The sequence below is a fragment of the Gracilibacillus caseinilyticus genome (assembly GCF_022919115.1).
Classification (GTDB): domain Bacteria; phylum Bacillota; class Bacilli; order Bacillales; family Amphibacillaceae; genus Gracilibacillus; species Gracilibacillus caseinilyticus.
In genome coordinates, this window is the sequence record NZ_CP095072.1 from 3,290,678 (window position 1) to 3,307,831 (window position 17,154).

The 17,154-nt window shown below is 38.1% G+C and carries 20 protein-coding genes; all 20 read left to right on the forward strand.

Annotation, left to right across the window (positions count from 1 at the left end; translation table 11 throughout):
* The 20 genes from MUN88_RS15590 (at position 1) to dxs (ending at position 17,149) form a co-directional block, all read left to right on the forward strand.
* The gene (locus tag MUN88_RS15590; protein ID WP_244716639.1) at positions 1-1,071 is read left to right on the forward strand and encodes a M24 family metallopeptidase; all 1,071 of its coding nucleotides are present in this window, start codon (positions 1-3) and stop codon (positions 1,069-1,071) included.
* A 19-nt stretch (positions 1,072-1,090) separates the two neighbouring features.
* Complete coding sequence (gene efp / locus MUN88_RS15595; protein ID WP_244716641.1) at positions 1,091-1,648, forward strand: elongation factor P; 558 nt, start codon at positions 1,091-1,093, stop codon at positions 1,646-1,648.
* 514 nt (positions 1,649-2,162) lie between these two features.
* Positions 2,163-3,116, forward strand: a complete 954-nt coding sequence (spoIIIAA, locus tag MUN88_RS15600) for a stage III sporulation protein AA (protein ID WP_244716643.1) — start codon at positions 2,163-2,165, stop codon at positions 3,114-3,116.
* The gene (spoIIIAB, locus tag MUN88_RS15605) at positions 3,113-3,625 is read left to right on the forward strand and encodes a stage III sporulation protein SpoIIIAB (protein WP_244724569.1); all 513 of its coding nucleotides are present in this window, start codon (positions 3,113-3,115) and stop codon (positions 3,623-3,625) included. Before spoIIIAA ends, spoIIIAB begins: the two co-directional genes overlap by 4 nt.
* Before the next feature lie 14 nt (positions 3,626-3,639).
* Positions 3,640-3,846 carry a stage III sporulation protein AC gene (gene spoIIIAC / locus MUN88_RS15610; RefSeq protein ID WP_244716645.1) on the forward strand — a complete coding sequence of 69 codons (207 nt, stop codon included), beginning with the start codon at positions 3,640-3,642 and terminating at the stop codon, positions 3,844-3,846.
* A 6-nt stretch (positions 3,847-3,852) separates the two neighbouring features.
* Positions 3,853-4,245: a stage III sporulation protein AD gene (gene spoIIIAD, locus MUN88_RS15615; RefSeq protein ID WP_244716648.1), complete on the forward strand. Its 393-nt coding sequence runs from the start codon at positions 3,853-3,855 to the stop codon at positions 4,243-4,245.
* Positions 4,246-4,260: 15 nt separating this feature from the next.
* Complete coding sequence (spoIIIAE, locus tag MUN88_RS15620; RefSeq protein WP_244716650.1) at positions 4,261-5,424, forward strand: stage III sporulation protein AE; 1,164 nt, start codon at positions 4,261-4,263, stop codon at positions 5,422-5,424.
* 7 nt (positions 5,425-5,431) lie between these two features.
* The gene (gene spoIIIAF, locus MUN88_RS15625) at positions 5,432-6,046 is read left to right on the forward strand and encodes a stage III sporulation protein AF (protein ID WP_244716652.1); all 615 of its coding nucleotides are present in this window, start codon (positions 5,432-5,434) and stop codon (positions 6,044-6,046) included.
* A 1-nt stretch (position 6,047) separates the two neighbouring features.
* Complete coding sequence (spoIIIAG, locus tag MUN88_RS15630) at positions 6,048-6,692, forward strand: stage III sporulation protein AG (protein ID WP_244716654.1); 645 nt, start codon at positions 6,048-6,050, stop codon at positions 6,690-6,692.
* A 24-nt stretch (positions 6,693-6,716) separates the two neighbouring features.
* Positions 6,717-7,301, forward strand: a complete 585-nt coding sequence (locus MUN88_RS15635; RefSeq protein ID WP_244716656.1) for a SpoIIIAH-like family protein — start codon at positions 6,717-6,719, stop codon at positions 7,299-7,301.
* Between the two features lie 287 nt (positions 7,302-7,588).
* The gene (accB, locus tag MUN88_RS15640; protein WP_244716658.1) at positions 7,589-8,086 is read left to right on the forward strand and encodes an acetyl-CoA carboxylase biotin carboxyl carrier protein; all 498 of its coding nucleotides are present in this window, start codon (positions 7,589-7,591) and stop codon (positions 8,084-8,086) included.
* A 12-nt stretch (positions 8,087-8,098) separates the two neighbouring features.
* Complete coding sequence (accC, locus tag MUN88_RS15645; RefSeq protein WP_244716660.1) at positions 8,099-9,466, forward strand: acetyl-CoA carboxylase biotin carboxylase subunit; 1,368 nt, start codon at positions 8,099-8,101, stop codon at positions 9,464-9,466.
* A gap of 16 nt (positions 9,467-9,482) precedes the next feature.
* Positions 9,483-9,875: an Asp23/Gls24 family envelope stress response protein gene (locus tag MUN88_RS15650; RefSeq protein ID WP_244716679.1), complete on the forward strand. Its 393-nt coding sequence runs from the start codon at positions 9,483-9,485 to the stop codon at positions 9,873-9,875.
* A gap of 233 nt (positions 9,876-10,108) precedes the next feature.
* Positions 10,109-10,486, forward strand: coding sequence for a transcription antitermination factor NusB (nusB, locus tag MUN88_RS15655; RefSeq protein ID WP_244716681.1), 378 nt, complete (start codon positions 10,109-10,111; stop codon positions 10,484-10,486).
* 12 nt (positions 10,487-10,498) lie between these two features.
* Positions 10,499-11,356 (forward strand): bifunctional methylenetetrahydrofolate dehydrogenase/methenyltetrahydrofolate cyclohydrolase FolD, encoded by an 858-nt coding sequence (folD, locus tag MUN88_RS15660; protein ID WP_244716683.1) that lies wholly within the window; start codon positions 10,499-10,501, stop codon positions 11,354-11,356.
* Positions 11,357-11,481: 125 nt separating this feature from the next.
* Positions 11,482-12,825 carry an exodeoxyribonuclease VII large subunit gene (gene xseA, locus MUN88_RS15665; RefSeq protein WP_244716685.1) on the forward strand — a complete coding sequence of 448 codons (1,344 nt, stop codon included), beginning with the start codon at positions 11,482-11,484 and terminating at the stop codon, positions 12,823-12,825.
* A gap of 2 nt (positions 12,826-12,827) precedes the next feature.
* Positions 12,828-13,064: an exodeoxyribonuclease VII small subunit gene (gene xseB, locus MUN88_RS15670; protein WP_244716687.1), complete on the forward strand. Its 237-nt coding sequence runs from the start codon at positions 12,828-12,830 to the stop codon at positions 13,062-13,064.
* Positions 13,065-13,949, forward strand: a complete 885-nt coding sequence (locus MUN88_RS15675; RefSeq protein WP_244716689.1) for a polyprenyl synthetase family protein — start codon at positions 13,065-13,067, stop codon at positions 13,947-13,949.
* 690 nt (positions 13,950-14,639) lie between these two features.
* Positions 14,640-15,215, forward strand: coding sequence for a hypothetical protein (locus tag MUN88_RS15680; RefSeq protein WP_244716691.1), 576 nt, complete (start codon positions 14,640-14,642; stop codon positions 15,213-15,215).
* A 35-nt stretch (positions 15,216-15,250) separates the two neighbouring features.
* A complete protein-coding gene (dxs, locus tag MUN88_RS15685; protein ID WP_244716692.1) occupies positions 15,251-17,149 on the forward strand; it encodes a 1-deoxy-D-xylulose-5-phosphate synthase in 1,899 nt (632 codons plus the stop codon).
* Positions 17,150-17,154 lie beyond the last annotated feature (5 nt).

The window sequence follows — 17,154 nt, forward strand, 5'->3', positions numbered from 1 at the left end:
ATGAATCGCTTGGAGAAATTACGAGAAGTTTTAAATAATGAACAGTTAGATGGGTTATTAATTACCAGTCCAGTTAACAGAAGGTATATGACAGGTTTTACTGGAACAGCAGGAGTTGCACTAGTTACCGATAATGAGGCTATTTTTATTACAGATTTTAGATACACAGAGCAAGCAGCTGATCAAGTTAAAGAATTTACTATTAAAGAACATAAAGGACCAATTCAGGAAACCGTTGCAGCACTTGTGGATTCGTTACAACTGAAGAATCTTGGTTTTGAAAAAAAAGATTTGACTTATGCTCTATTTGAAACATATCAAAAAGCAGTAGCAACAAAGCTTGTGCCATCAGATGGATTGATTGAGAAATTGCGCTTGATTAAAGATCAAGATGAGATTAATATAATAAAGGATGCATGTAAAATTGCAGATGATGCCTTTGATCATATTTTACAGTACATAAAGCCAGGCGTAAAAGAGATCGATATTGCCAATGAATTAGAGTTTTTCATGCGAAAACAAGGTGCTACTTCATCTAGTTTTGATATGATTGTAGCTTCTGGCTATCGATCTGCATTACCTCATGGTGTAGCGTCATCAAAGGAAATAAAAGCAGGCGAATTAGTGACATTGGATTTCGGAGCATTATATAAAGGGTATGCTTCAGATATTACAAGAACGGTTGCAGTCGGAGAGATTTCAGAAGAGTTACAATCGATCTATCAAACTGTTTTGGATGCTCAGTTAAAAGGTGTAGCTGGAATAAAAGCTGGTATTACTGCAAAAGAAGCAGACGCCTTAACTAGAGACCATATCGGCGATAAAGGCTATGGAACATATTTTGGACACTCTACTGGCCACGGTTTAGGCTTGGATGTTCATGAAATGCCAGGGTTGTCTTTCCGTTCGGATGAGGTGTTACAACCAGGTATGATTGTAACTGTTGAACCAGGAATCTACATTCCAAATGTCGGAGGATGTCGTATCGAAGATGACATTCTTATTCAGGAAGATGGTAATGAGAGATTAACCAATGCACCAAAGGAACTAATTCAGTTGCCTGTATCGTAAATTACAGAGGAGGAATAAGATGATTTCAGTAAATGATTTCAAAACAGGTTTAACCATCGAAGTGGATGGTGGAATCTGGCAAGTAATGGAGTTTCAACACGTAAAACCAGGTAAGGGTGCTGCATTCGTTCGTTCAAAATTGCGTAATTTGCGTAATGGAAGTATCCAGGAGAAAACATTCCGTGGTGGTGAAAAAGTAAATAAAGCACATATTGAAAACCGTAAAATGCAATATTTATATGCTTCAGGTGATATGCATACCTTTATGGATACGAATACGTTTGATCAGACAGAACTGCCAGCTAATCAAATAGAACGTGAGCTTCAATTTATTAAAGAGAACATGGAAGTTAATATTTTAACGTATGAAGGGGAGACGATCGGTGTAGATCTTCCAAACAACGTTGAATTAACAGTAACTGAAACAGAACCAGGTATTAAAGGTGATACAGCAAGCGGTGGAACAAAGCCTGCAATACTAGAAACAGGGTTATCTGTACAAGTACCATTCTTCGTCAACCAAGGCGACGTACTGGTCATTTCAACAAACGACGGAAAATACGTTTCCCGTGCATAGTTCTATTTAAACTACTAAGTGATTGCACTTAGTAGTTTTTTTTGAATGAAGAAAGTATTTATAAAGGTGAATTCCAGAAGCAATCATGCTCAAAATGAAGTATAGGTTCTGATATTACGAGTGGTTGACCGGAGCGGTATCGTACCACTAACAGGATTTCAAAATAAGCACAGTGCTAGTTGACATAATCCGTATTATAGGTAGTTATATATACTTAAGTTAGAGGGTGGGTGTTTCTTTTAACATTCTTGAATCTTCCCCTCTAGTATAGGAAATATTGATATAGAGACAAGAGGACTGCACGCTTCCGAGCATAGCTACTTCGTCTTTCCAACTCAACTCATATCACCAAACTCAAAATTATACTGAAAGTCGTGTAGTTAACATATTCTATATTATCAAACATAGTATTTAAACTAAGAGAACCGGGCTGGCTATGCTCGGTTTTTGTTTGTCACTATTTTTACAGAGCTCGTACCTATCTATGGTTATATCTATCACGGAGTCGCATAGAATGTTTATAGAAAAAGCTTATGGAAAAGAGGAATATGTGATGGAAAGTGTTCTGCAAATTCTGCCCAATCATATTACAGACCATATCCATGCCGTACTTGAGGATAAAGACTTCGATGTTCAAGAAATCAGACTTAGAGTCAATCAGCCTGTTGAACTGAACAACGGAAGAGATGTTCGCTGGTTACAACAAACACACTTTAGCCAATCAGACGCAACCTTGTTTCTCAATAAAATAAGTGACTTTTCGTTATATCGGTTAGAGGAAGAATTACGTCACGGTTTTATTACCATTCAAGGCGGACATCGCATTGGCATTTCAGGTTCAGTTGTAGTCGAAAATAGACAAGTGAAGGCCATTCATCATATCAGTTCCTTTAACATTCGAATTGCTAAACCTCAATTCGGAGTTATCCATGCGTACACACCTTATCTGATCACAGATACAATTCAAAATACACTGATAATTGGTCCGCCACAATCAGGAAAAACGACATTGCTTAGAGATATAGCCAACTATTGTGGCAGCTCGAAGTTGCAGCTAAAAACCGCAATTGTGGATGAGCGTTCAGAAATTTGTGCATCTATTAACGGTGTCCCGCAACATTTATTTGCACCTAGAATTGACGTACTCGACCGCTGTCCTAAGGCAGAAGGTATGATGATGTTTGTCAGATCGATGTCACCGGAAGTGGTTATAGTCGATGAAATAGGCAGTGAACGAGATGCGGAAGCAATTGATGAAGTCATACATGCTGGAGTGCAAATAGTTTGCACCGTTCACGGGAAGTCGCTTGAAGATATTATGAAAAGACCAACGATGAAGAATATCTTAGAGAAAAATATTTTTCAGCGCTTTATGATTTTATCGAATCAACAGCGTGCAGGAGAAGTGACGGAGATACTTGATGCATCAGGACAATCTCTTTATAAAAGCCGTGTTAAAGTATGGTGAAACTATTGGCAAGCTTATTAATTGTCGGTTCTCTAACGTGGATTGGGCACGAATATGCTAGGAATCTAGCAAATCGTCCACGGATTATACGGATGTTGAAAAGTGCTTTGCAAATTCTTGAAGCTGAAATTGTCTACAGTCAATCTACCGTACAAGAAGCGCTATTCGCGGTATCTAAACAAATACCTCAACCAATATCGAGTCTGTTTCATGATTTGGCATCTGATATTGCACAAGAAAAAGAACAATTATACCCTGTGTGGGAGCTTCACATCAACCGTTTTCACCAAAAACAACCATTACAGGCAGAAGATAGAGAAATTCTCCAGCAATTTGGTCGAACGCTTGGCCAACATGATGTAACACAACAGCAAAAATATATTCGACTAGGGATTACTCATTTAGAAAGAAGCTTAGTGGAGGCAGAAGAAAGAAATCAACAATTTGGTAATATGTCTAGAAGTGTAGGCTTTTTGATTGGTATGTTTATCGTTTTACTCTTGCTATAGAGAGGAGTTATCGCGTGATTGGAGATACGAGTGTATTATTCCAGATTGCTGGTATAGGCATTATTGTAGCTATGATTCATACAATTTTAAAACAAATGGGAAAAGAAGAGTATGCACAATTCGTAAGCTTGGTAGGGTTTATTATCGTACTGCTTTTCGTTCTGAACAGCATATCTGAACTGTTCCAGCAAATCCAAGCTGTATTTTTTCTAAAAGGATAATGGTTTATGGAAATATTTGAAGTGATCAGTGTCGGAATTATTACCTCTGTACTATTCTTATTGCTGAAGGACAAGCAGCCTAGCATTGCTTTTCTAATAGTTGTGCTCACCGTTCTATACTTCTTTATATATGTGATGCAATATGTCCATGAAATCTTAAATCTGATCACATATTTGGGTGAACAAGCTAATATTGATGCGGTATATATTAAAACAATTTTGCAAATTATAGGTATTTCGTACATTACTGACATAGGCGCAAACATAGTAAAAGACGCGGGATTAGAATCGATAGCAGTAAAAATTGAAATGATCGGAAAAGTGTTTATTCTTATTTTGGCCATACCGATATTTAAGTCATTAATTGAGACCATCATAAATATTTTTCCAATCGCTTAGTTAGGAAGGATATACATGAGCTGGACAAAACTATGTACGATGCTGGTTCTCTTATTCATCGTCATTCCGGTACCGCTGCACGGCGATGCGAACACCAATCAAACCGAAGCCTACCGTTCTTTAATCGAAGGGAGCGAGATAGAAAGTTATTGGGAATACCTGGGACAAGAATACCAAGAGGCATTACCAGATCTGAACAAAAAAAGTTTGTGGTCGATGATAAAAGGAGATGGAAACGTCAGTGTGCAAGACTGGTTAAAAGGTTCACTACGTTACTTCTTCTACGAATTACTCGAAAATGGTAAATTATTAGCCACTTTAATGTTACTGACATTATTCTGTCTCCTACTGCAGACGATTCAGAATGCATTCGAAAAACAGGTTGTAAGTAAAGTTGCTTACGCCATTGTCTATATTATTTTAATTATAATCGCTTTGCAGAGTTTTCAACTCGCAGCTACTTATGTCGTCGACACAGTCAGAATGGCACAAAGCTTCTTGCTGGCGATTTTACCATTATTATTAGGGATTCTTTCTTCATTAGGACAATTGGTCACTATCTCTTTTTTTCATCCAATAATTATTACGCTAATACCAACTAGTGTATTTGTTATTTCTAAAATTGTCATTCCGTTGATTTTGATTTCAGCGATTTTACAAATTGTCAGCACGATCAGTCCTGAATACAAGGCCACAAAGCTTGCCAATTTAATAAAAAATGTTGCCATCAGTATTATGGGGATTCTGCTTACTGTATTTCTAGGTGTAATATCTGTCCAAGGAGCCGCAAGCGCCATTCAAGATGGAATTGCAATGCGGACAGCGAAATTTGTAACAGGTAACTTTATACCTGTTATCGGCAGAGTATTTACCGATGCGACGGATACCGTACTAAGTGCAACCATCCTGATAAAAAACGGGATCGGCATTATCGGTGTCGTGATTTTGATAGGAATTGTATTATTTCCAGCTATTAAAATTTTTGCTATTTCACTTATGTACAAAATTGCAACAGCTGTATTGCAACCTATTGGTGACGGTCCTGTGATTGAATGCTTAGATGTCATTGGCAAGCATATACTCTATTTATTTGCTGCATTGTTATTAGCTACATTTATGTTTTTCTTTACCATTGTTATTTTAATCATTTCCAGTAATTTAACGATGATGGTGAGATAAGGGGGGGTTGATCATTGAGTATATATCGAATTGGATATTACAAGTTATTATTTATATCATTTTAGCTATGCTTGTCGACCTGCTTCTCCCAAGTAATGCATTAAAACAATACGTAAAATTAGTGGTCGGTCTTCTTTTAATCCTGATCATCTTACAACCAATATTATCCGTATTTTCAATTGATGTATCACGCATAGTAGATAATTTGTTCCAAACTAGAGAAACGGCTTCTGTTGAAACTTCGATAGAAAATCAAATGAATCAGCAGAAAAGTGAAATAGAAAAGGTGCAAGCTGCATATGTATTAGAAGAGATGGTTGTCCAAATGGAAAATTTAGTAGAGGAGGAGTTGCAGCAGACCTATCAATATCAAATCGTTGATCTAGAAGTGAATTGGGCAAATGAAACTGCATCTCAAGCAAGCGAAATAGAGCATATAGATGTCCAGATCGCTGATGCGGAAGACACTTCCAACGATGTCCAAGAAGTGCAAATTCAAATTGGTGAGACACTACCTCAAACTTCTGAACCTCCAAGTGATCAGGATGAAGTGAAGCAATTTTTGGCTGATCAATGGGGTGTAGAGAAAGATGTCATTCAGATTGGATGGAAGGAGGAATAAGGTGCCTGGATGGATGGAAAAGTTTCTTTCAAATTTAAAAGCAAAAGATAAAAAACCTACAAAAATGCAGTATATTGCATTACTTGTATTAATAGCGGTTTTTGTTTTGTTAGTTAGCAACATTTTTAGTGATAATGATGAAAATCAATCATTAAATCAGCCACAAACCATGATTGAATCGTCAAACAATAATGATAACAATAGCACACCATCACCAGTTGAAGGCTCTAATGCTAGCTCTAAAATCTCGGATCTGGAAACGTCTTATGAAAAAGATTTAGTACCTTTACTTGAGAAAATAAACGGGGTATCTGAAGTAGAAGTAATGGTCAATCTCGATGCTACCAACGAACAAGTCTATCAAAAAAATTTAGTAATCGGATCACAAATCACCAGCGAAACTGATCAAAATGGTGGAACAAGAAAAATCGAAGATGAATCTAGAGAACAGACAGTAGTCGTTATTCGGCAAGGAGAACAAGAAGTACCATTATTAGTTCAGACGAAACGTCCGGAAGTTCGAGGGGTATTAGTGGTTGCAAATGGCGTGGACAATCTCGAGGTGAAGAAGTGGGTATTAGACGCAGTATCCAAAGTATTAGATGTTCCAGCACATCGGATATCGATAATGCCCAAAAGTAAATAAACAAATTTTTTAGGAGGGGATTTCATGTTAAGAAAACAAACTGTTTGGTTATTGACTATGTTAAGTTTAATGATTGTATTAAGTGTGTATTATTTGAATGCACCGAATGAAGGGGATTTAGCTTATAATATTGAGGATCAATCAGAAGATCAAACAACGTCTCTTGATCAAGTAAGCAATGAGACAGAGTCCGGTACCGAAGGAGCAAATGTTACAGAACAGTCGAGTGAAGAGCTAGATACATCCTCTATTAGTACGGATGAATATTTTGCAGCTGTGAGAATGGAGATTACGAATCAAAGAAGCTACGAAAAAGAGAGATTAGAAGATATTGTCGCATCGAGCGAAGCTACTTCTGAGGAAAAAAATGAAGCGTATGAAGCGATGAAAGAAATCGAGACATTAGACATGAAAGAATCCACTTTGGAAGAAGAATTAAAATCAGCAAAAGGTTATGAAGAAGTATTGGTTCGTAATATGGAAGATAACAACCTTGTAGTAACAGTCCAAGCAGATAGTTTATCAGCTGCAGATGCAAATGATATTATCCAACAGGCAAAAGAGGAGTTTGGTGAAATCAAAATTGATGTTGTCTATCAAGCCCAATAACATCCTTAATAGAAGACAGTATAAGCCCTTGAGTAAAATCGAGGGCTTTTTTTGCCAAGTTGGGAAGGATAGTTATGAATGGTTTAAAGCGATAAAGATGGTAACAAAGTATCGCAATTAAAATACTCCAAGTTGTAAAATTGGTTCTATCACTTATTACTTTTCATTAGCTGGCCATATTTGTACAATAAAAACAAAGGTTGCAGTTTCTCATTGGATTGCGTAAAATATTAGAAGGAGTTATTAGTACCTGTTATTAAATGTAACAAATATGAAGGGGTGCAGAAATGTTATCTGTAGAAGAAATCAATCAACTAATCGACAAATTAGATCAATCATCCATTGATGAATTTTCGTATGAAGCAAATGGTGCAAAAATTAAAATGAAGAAAAATACAGGTGTAGCTACTACCAATGTAGTCTCACAGCCAGTACATACACCGCAGCCGGTAGTACAGCCACAAACTGAAGAAGCACCGAAACAAGTGAGCAGTCAGGAAGAAGAGAGTAAAGAAGTTGCAGAGAATGTGTCTACGCCTGATTACGATCATGAAATTGTATCACCGATGGTAGGGACTTTTTACAGCTCACCATCTCCCGACAAACCAAACTATGTACAAACAGGTGACAACGTACAGGAAGATTCTATTGTCTGTATCGTAGAAGCAATGAAATTATTTAATGAAATAGAAGCAGATGTGAAAGGAACGATCACAGAAATTTTAGTGGAAAATGGTGAACTAGTGGAATATGGTCAGCCATTATTCCGAATTAAGAAGGCATAAGGGGATGAAATTGTGATTAAGAAACTGTTAATTGCTAACCGTGGAGAAATCGCAGTAAGAATAATTCGTTCTGCAAAAGAAATGGGCATTGAAACGGTAGCAGTATATTCAGAAGCTGATAGTGAAGCATTACATGTGCAATTAGCAGATGAAGCATATTGTATTGGTCCAAAATTAAGTAAAGACAGCTATTTAAATTTTACAAATATTATGAGTGTGGCTACATTAACAGAAACTGACGCGATTCATCCTGGGTACGGATTTCTTTCCGAGAATGCAGATTTCGCGGAGATTTGCGATGCATGCAATGTAACCTTTGTAGGTCCGAGCGCTTATGCCATTCAAAAAATGGGAACGAAAGATGTGGCCAGAGAGACGATGCGCGAAGCAGGTGTACCAGTTGTTCCAGGATCTAATGGTATTATTGATAATGAAGAAGAAGGTCTGGAAATCGCTCAACAGATCGGGTTCCCTGTTATCATTAAAGCAACTGCTGGTGGAGGCGGTAAAGGAATCCGTGTGGCTCGCTCTGAGGAAGAATTGCTGAAAGGTATCCGCGTAACACAAAATGAAGCGGAGAAAGCTTTCGGAAATCCGGGTGTGTATCTAGAGAAATTTATTGAAGACTTTCGTCACGTAGAAATTCAGGTGTTAGCAGATAATCACGGGAATGTCATTCACCTAGGTGAACGTGATTGTACCGTGCAAAGAAGGCTGCAAAAGCTTATCGAAGAAACGCCGTCTCCAGCTATTGATGACGCGATGCGTGCAAAAATGGGAGAAGCTGCCGTGAAAGCAGCAAAGGCTGTTGATTATTCAGGCGCTGGAACCATTGAATTTATTTTCGATAAAAAAGAAAATAAATTTTATTTTATGGAAATGAATACACGGATTCAAGTGGAGCATCCAGTTACAGAAATGGTGACAGGTGTAGATTTAATAAAAGAACAACTACACATAGCGAATAATGAGACATTACGTTATAAACAAGAAGATATTACGTTCCAAGGCTGGGCGATGGAATGCCGGATTAACGCAGAGAATCCAGCAATGGACTTTATGCCATCAGCTGGAACGATCGACATGTATCTGCCACCTGGAGGTTTAGGAGTAAGAGTTGATTCTGCTGTATATCCTGGATATCAAATTCCACCATACTATGATTCAATGATTGCGAAGTTGATTACGTATGGAAAAACAAGAAAAGAAGCGGTAGACCGAATGAAACGCGCACTAGATGAATATGTCATTGAAGGTGTATTTACTACAGTTCCTTTCCACCGTAAGATGATGACACACCCAGTGTTTGTTGAAGGCGATTTTAATACCAGTTTTCTTGATAAGTATAGTATAATGGAAGATAGTAAAGAAAAAAATTAACTAAAGGGGGTTCATCATGTCTGACAATCAATTATTGAATGTTGGTGAATCAACTCCGTTAGGGAAAGTAGAAATTTCTCCTGATGTCCTAGAAGTTATTGCAGGTATTGCAACAACAGAAGTTCCTGGTGTTTCAAGTATGCGTGGCAATTTTGCAACAGGCGTTGCAGAAAGACTTGGAAAGAAAACACACGGAAAAGGGATAAAAGTAGAACTGAAAGACGAAATGGTGCTAATAGATGTCTTTATAGTGGTTGATTATGGTCACACAATACCGACTGTAGCACAACAGATTCAATCGAATGTGAGACAAGCGATCAAAAATATGACAGCTATTCAAATTAAAGAAATCAACATCCATGTCGTAGGTGTCCATATGGAACAAATGAACGAAGACTTAGAAATTTAATCTCGTTTAAATGATAAAAGCCCTTCAGCTATAAGTCTGAGGGGCTTTTCGTTATCTGAATGATAATAATTCAGAAACGGAATGGATATAACTGTTGCAGGATTTTTACTAAATTTTTCTGATGACATTTGCTAAATTAATGCACAATTAAACTTTTTTTTGGTAATCCTATAGATAACGTGGTATCATTTGAAAGTGAAGAATCTGATCGTGATAAGGAGAAGTAATACGTAATGAAACGAAGAATCGCTCGTGAGAAAGCACTACAAATTTTATTTTCGTTAGATAACGAAGAATATGATGTAACGACAACGCTTGAGAACACATTATCGGAAGAGGAGCATGATCCTTTTTTATTTGACTTAGTACATGGGGTCGTGGATAAAAAAGTAGAAATAGATGAAAGAATCAAGCAACATTTGGTAAAATGGTCATTGACAAGATTGGCGGTAGTGGAAAGAACATTGCTCCGCATTGCAACATATGAATTATTTTACTTAAAAGACGCACCCGAAAGCGTTGTAATAAACGAAGCAATTGAAATTGCACATGTTTTCGGTGATGATAAATCAGGGAAATTTATCAATGGTGTATTGTCTAAAATGCTTTAAGGGGGAAATATCATGACTGCAGAAGTAATCTTTGGAAGTGAATTAGCGAAATCACTAAGAGATGAGATGAAGGAAGAAGTTACCGGGTTACGGGAGAAAAATATCGTACCTGGTTTAACCGTCGTATTAATAGGGGATGATCCTGCATCCAGGTCGTATGTGAAAGGGAAACAAAAAGCATCGGATTATGTAGGGGTAGACTCTGACTTAATAGAGCTCCCAACTGATACTACACAGGAGCAATTATTAAATTTGATTGATGAACTGAATCATAAAGATACGGTTCATGGTATTTTAGTTCAATTGCCATTACCAGCACATATCGATGAGCAAGTGATTATTGAAGCAATTTCACCAGAGAAAGATGTTGATGGTTTTCATCCGATCAGTATCGGCCGGATGATGACAGGTAAGGATACTTTCTTTCCTTGTACACCGTATGGGATTATCCAGATGATGAAATCAAAAGATATCTCATTGGAAGGAAAACACGCGGTAATTATCGGAAGAAGTAACATTGTTGGAAAACCAGTAGGCCAATTATTATTAAGTGAAAATGCGACGGTGACCTATTGCCATTCCAGAACAAAAGATATGGAAGCATACATAGCACAAGCAGATATTTTAATTGTTGCGGTCGGAAAAGCTCACTTTATTAATGGTGATCACATTAAGGACGGAGCGATTGTAATTGATGTGGGTGTCAATAGAGTGGAAGATGGTTCATTAACGGGAGATGTAGATTTTGATTCTGCGAAGGAGAAAGCCAGCTACATTACCCCAGTACCTAAAGGGGTTGGACCGATGACCATTACAATGCTCATGCATAACACGATTAAATCTGCCAAGAAAGCAAACGGACTAAGCTAGTTGCGTTTATACAGTTAATAATTAGGTCATTCTTTAAATAGGATGGCCTTCTTTTAAAGTATTAGCAAAAACAGATGGCAAATACTATATAAAATCGTCGGACAATGATAAAGAGGGATGGACACGTGGAAGATAAATATTTATCCGTTACAGCATTAACAAAATATATTAAGAAAAAGTTCGATGTGGATCAGCACTTAAATCATATCCTGTTGCGAGGAGAAATATCGAATTACAAGCATCATTCCAGAGGGCATATGTACTTAACCATCAAGGATGAACAAACCAGTATTCGTGCGGTGATGTTTCAACGCCAAAATCAAACGCTTAAATTCCGACCTGAAGACGGGATGAAAGTATTAATAACTGGGTATGTCAGCGTGTTTGAATCACAGGGGCAATACCAGCTCTACATACAGGAAATGGAGCCGGATGGCATTGGTGCACTGTATTTAGCTTTTGAGCAATTAAAAGAGAAACTTGCACAAGAAGGATTATTTGATCCAGCTTACAAAAAAGAGTTGCCTACCTATCCAAAGAAAATAGCAGTATTAACATCACCGACAGGAGCGGCGATTCGAGATATTCTTACTACATTGGAAAGGCGCTACCCGATTGCAAGTGTGTTAATTATTCCTGTACTTGTACAAGGAAAGCAAGCCGCTGCCTCTATCGTTTCTGCCATCGAACAAGCAAATGAGTTAAATGATCTAGATGTCATTATCCTAGGTCGCGGTGGTGGTTCACTCGAGGAATTGTGGAGTTTTAATGAAGAAGTGGTAGCAAGAGCAATTTTTCATTCAACTCTGCCGGTTATTTCGGCGGTCGGTCATGAAACAGACATTACAATCAGTGATATGGTTGCTGATTTAAGAGCAGCAACACCCACTGCAGCGGCAGAATTAGCAGTTCCGACTCAGGCAGAATTATTAGAACGTATTCACAAAATAGATCAAGGGATGGAGTCGATTGTTCATCATCAAATCAGACACTTAAACGAAAAATTGCAAAGGCTGCAAGGATCTTACGTCTTTAAATATCCAGGAAGGTTAGTCGAGGAGAAAGAGCAACGGTTAGATCGTGCCGTTGAGCGTTTATCCAACCAGTTAGTGACGATCTATCAAACGAAAAAAGATCAATATACTTATTTAGAAAAACGTTATGCTCGTATTCCTCTTCAGCGAAACATGAATCAGCGGCACCAGTCCATTCTGGAAATCCAAAAAAGGATGGATAGGGTGATTGCTCAGCAAATAGATCAGAAGAAGAATCAATTTACAAAGCACTTAACTCAGCTCGACTTGTTAAACCCTACCCGTATTATGAGTAGAGGATATTCGATAACATATAATGAAAATAACGACATTCTCCGATCGGTTCAGCAAATAGATCCAGAGGATGAATTACATATTCAGTTAACCGATGGCATCGTAAAGAGTAAGGTCCAACAAATCAGAAAGGATGAATAACCATGTCAGACCAAAAAACAGAATGGAGCTTTGAAGAAGCTTTGCAACAATTAGAAGAAATTGTAGAAAAAATGGAAGAAGGGGAGGTTCCTTTGGAAAAAGCTATGGAATATTATGCAGAGGGATCGAAATTATCAAAAATTTGTCATGATAAATTAGTGAATGCGGAAAAACAAATGAAAGAAATCTTAAATGAAGATCAGGAACGGGTAGGTTTTGAGATACAGGAGGAGAAATAATTGCAAAGATCAATTGACGATATTTTGAAGAGTGAACAGGATAATATCAATAACACCCTCCTGAAATACATTCATCAACTAGAGGTACCAGCTCGTCTGAAAGAATCTGTTCTATATTCCATTGAAGCTGGCGGAAAAAGATTGCGACCACTTTTAATGAAATTAACCTGTGAAGGACTTGGTGGAGAAGTTGACAAAGTATATCCGGCAGCCGTTGCATTAGAAATGATTCATACGTATTCATTAATCCATGACGATTTGCCGGCAATGGATGATGATATGTATCGTCGTGGTAAGCTAACAAACCATAAGAAATATGATGAAGCTACTGCGATCCTTGCTGGTGACGGTCTTTTAACGAATAGTTTTCATCTCATCAGTACGACCAAGGCCTATACAGATGTACAAAAAGTAAAGGTCATTACTGCTTTATCCAAAGCTAGTGGATTAGAGGGGATGGTAGCTGGTCAATATTTGGATATGGAAGCTGAAAATAAGTTAGTGTCAGTGACAGCTCTCGAACATATTCACCATTTAAAAACAGGAAGATTGATTTCTTCTGCCATTGAAATTGGCGCCTATCTTGCAGATGTGACCGAAGAGAAAAGAGAAATAATGAAACGATTTGGTGATTGCCTTGGACTTATTTTTCAAATTCAAGATGACATTTTGGATGTTGAAGGAGATCAGGAGTTAATTGGTAAACGCGTCGGAAGCGATATAGACAATGATAAGAGCACATACCCAGGGTTACTTGGGATTGAAGGGGCAAAGCAATATAAAGCAAGGCTGATGGTTGAAGCAGCAGATTGCTTACAAGAAACGGGTTTGGAAAATACAGATTTAGCGGTAATCAGCACATATTTGAGTGAACGTGATCAGTAAATATTGAGAAAAAATATAATTCATGTTATATTAAAGGTATGTTAAGGGATGGTGCAGTATTCTAGTCAATCCCCCGTTTCTGAAGGCGGGCCTAAAAATCCGCCAAAGGGCACATCGATGAAGTTCCTTGTGTTGGCTTGAGGCGCCCAGCCTTGGGTCGATGCTGGGAGTTAAGGTTGAAGGGCGATCCACAAAGGCATGTGGGCGACGACCCTTCTTCCGCGGAGGCCCATCTCTGTATAGAAGACTTAGCCAAGTATTCTGTATGGAATGGGGTATGAACCTATAAAATAAGGATCAGGGAATCCTTATTTGTAGCGTAGCCTGCCTTGAGTGGTACGAAGGGGATTATAGGCAACAAAGTATCTAAACTGGATGGCCACTAGCTTGGATATGTTTATCTATATGAAATTCGTACTGCAAAAGAGGCTAGGAAACGGCGAAAGATTGTCGAGGAAATCTCCTAGACTGTTCCATAAGGACATTTAAAAGGGATTATAGTGTGGACTAAGTGGTAATCCAGTCTAGCGTCGGGTGACTGCGCTAAGGCAGGTTTAAAGGGGAACCGCCAGAATGGCAACATTCGGTACCTGTTTGGGAAAACCTACTGGACCTAAGCCGCAGTTTTTACCTTTTAAATGACCATTCCATTTCCTTATACATAATGTAACCAATTGATGAGGTTTTTATATGGATAAAAAACAATTACAAAAGTCGATAAAATTTAGCTTAAGCATTGCCGTTATCACGTTTGTGTTAGCGGCTATTTTTTCCGTGGTGTCATCTTCTATTTTAAGCGGGGTTTCTTCCATAATTGGATTAACTATTGTGCTTATTATTGTATTTACTGGTGTGTTTTTTGATATGCTAGGAATAGCGGCTACAGCTGCAGATGAAGTACCATTTCATGCAATGGCAGCAGAGAGGGTAAGCGGTTCCAAGCAGGCGATTCTGGTTGTGCGTAATGCGGACCGTTTTGCGAGCTTCTGTAATGATGTTATTGGTGATATTTCGGGTATAATAAGTGGTACAGCCTCTGCAATTGTAATTCTGCAAATTGCCAATAATTTCGGATACAGTGAGGGCAGCACATTTCAATTAACAATTAACGTAATACTGACCAGTCTTGTTGCAGCACTGACAGTTGGAGGAAAAGCACTTGGGAAATTTTTAGCAATTAACTCTTCCACGAAAATTATCTTCTTCGTTGGTAAAATAATTGCATTTTCTGAAGAAAAATTTAAAATAAAGATATTGTCGAAATAGACAAAGTTTTGAAAAATAGTAGGGAGGATTCCTTTATGGATCTAACCAAGATGAAGAATCCAACATTTCTAAAAGAATTAAACAATGAAGAACTTGAGGTACTTGCACACGAAATCCGTCAATTTTTAATTCAAAAATTATCGGTTACGGGTGGTCATTTGGGAGCGAATTTAGGTGTCGTTGAACTTACATTGGCATTGCATAAGCAATTCAATAGCCCAACAGATAAATTTCTGTTTGATGTAGGACATCAATCGTATATCCACAAAATGCTAACAGGCAGAACGGACCAGTTTGATACGTTAAGACAGTATAAAGGTTTGTGTGGCTTTCCTAAAATGAATGAAAGTAAACACGATGTGTGGGAAGCTGGACACAGTTCCACTTCGTTGTCAGCAGCAATGGGAATGGCGATTGCCAGAGATATGAAAAATGAAAATTATTCAGTGATACCCATTATTGGTGACGGTGCTTTAACTGGTGGTATGGCATTAGAAGCATTAAACCATATTGGACATGAACAAAAGAATCTTACAGTAATTTTAAACGATAATGAAATGTCTATAGCAGGAAATGTCGGTGCGTTACATAATGCTTTAGGCAGAATGCGCAGTGCAGGCAAATATAACCGAGTAAAAGATGAATTAGAAGTACTCTTAAAAAGAATTCCTGCAGTTGGTGGCAAGATCGCACAAACTGCTGAGCGTGTAAAAGATAGCATGAAATATTTTATGGTTCCAGGCATGTTGTTTGAAGAATTTGGATTCACCTATTTCGGTCCTGTTGACGGACATGACTTTAAGGACTTAGAAGAAAATATTGCATACGCAAAAAAAACAGAAGGTCCTGTGATTGTTCATGTCATCACACAAAAAGGAAAAGGTTACCAGCCAGCTGAAACGGATCAGAAAGATAAATGGCATGGGGTTGGACCATATAAAATTGATTCTGGTGAGAAAATTAAACCGGCAAACGCTGCTCCTGCATGGAGTCAGGTAGTCAGTGATACCTTAGAAGAAATAGCAGGGAAGGATGATCGATTAGCCGTTATTACCCCTGCTATGATTTTAGGATCTAAGCTGGACAAGTTCCAGGAGAAATATCCAGACCGTTTGTTTGATGTCGGTATTGCGGAACAGCATGCCACCACTTTATCAGCGGGCCTTGCTACACAAGGAATGAAGCCATTTTTAGCAATTTATTCTACCTTCCTGCAACGTGGGTATGATCAATTGGTGCATGATGTTTGCCGTCAGAATTTAAATGTTGCCTTTGGGATTGACAGAGCAGGACTTGTTGGTGCAGATGGTGAAACGCATCAAGGTGTGTTTGATATTGCCTTTATGCGACACTTACCGAACATGGTTATTATGATGCCCAAAGACGAAAACGAGTGTCAGCATATGGTGTACACTGCTATTGCTTATGACGATGGTCCAATTGCTGTCCGCTTTCCTAGAGGAAATGGTTTAGGTGTAGAAATGGATCAAAGTCTGTCAACTATCCCGATTGGAAAATGGGAAGTATTAAGCGAAGGAACAGATGCAGTCATAGTAACTTTTGGTACGACTATAGAAATGTCTTTAGCCGCAAGTGACTATCTAAAAGAACAAGGGATTAACGTAGAGGTTGTTAATGCACGTTTTATAAAGCCACTTGACGAAGAGTTATTACATGATCGTATGAGTAAGAACGTTCCGATTCTAACAGTAGAGGAGGCAGTGCTGCAGGGTGGCTTTGGCAGTGCCGTACTTGAATTTGCTGAAGAGCATAATTATAAACCTACAATGAAAAGAATGGGTATTCCGGATAAATATATTGAGCATGGAAGTGTCAAAGAACTACTAAAAGAAATTAACTTAACAGAGGATCAAATTATCTCTGAATTACAACAATTGGTAACAATTAGTAATGATAAGCAAAAAAGGGCTTGAAGATT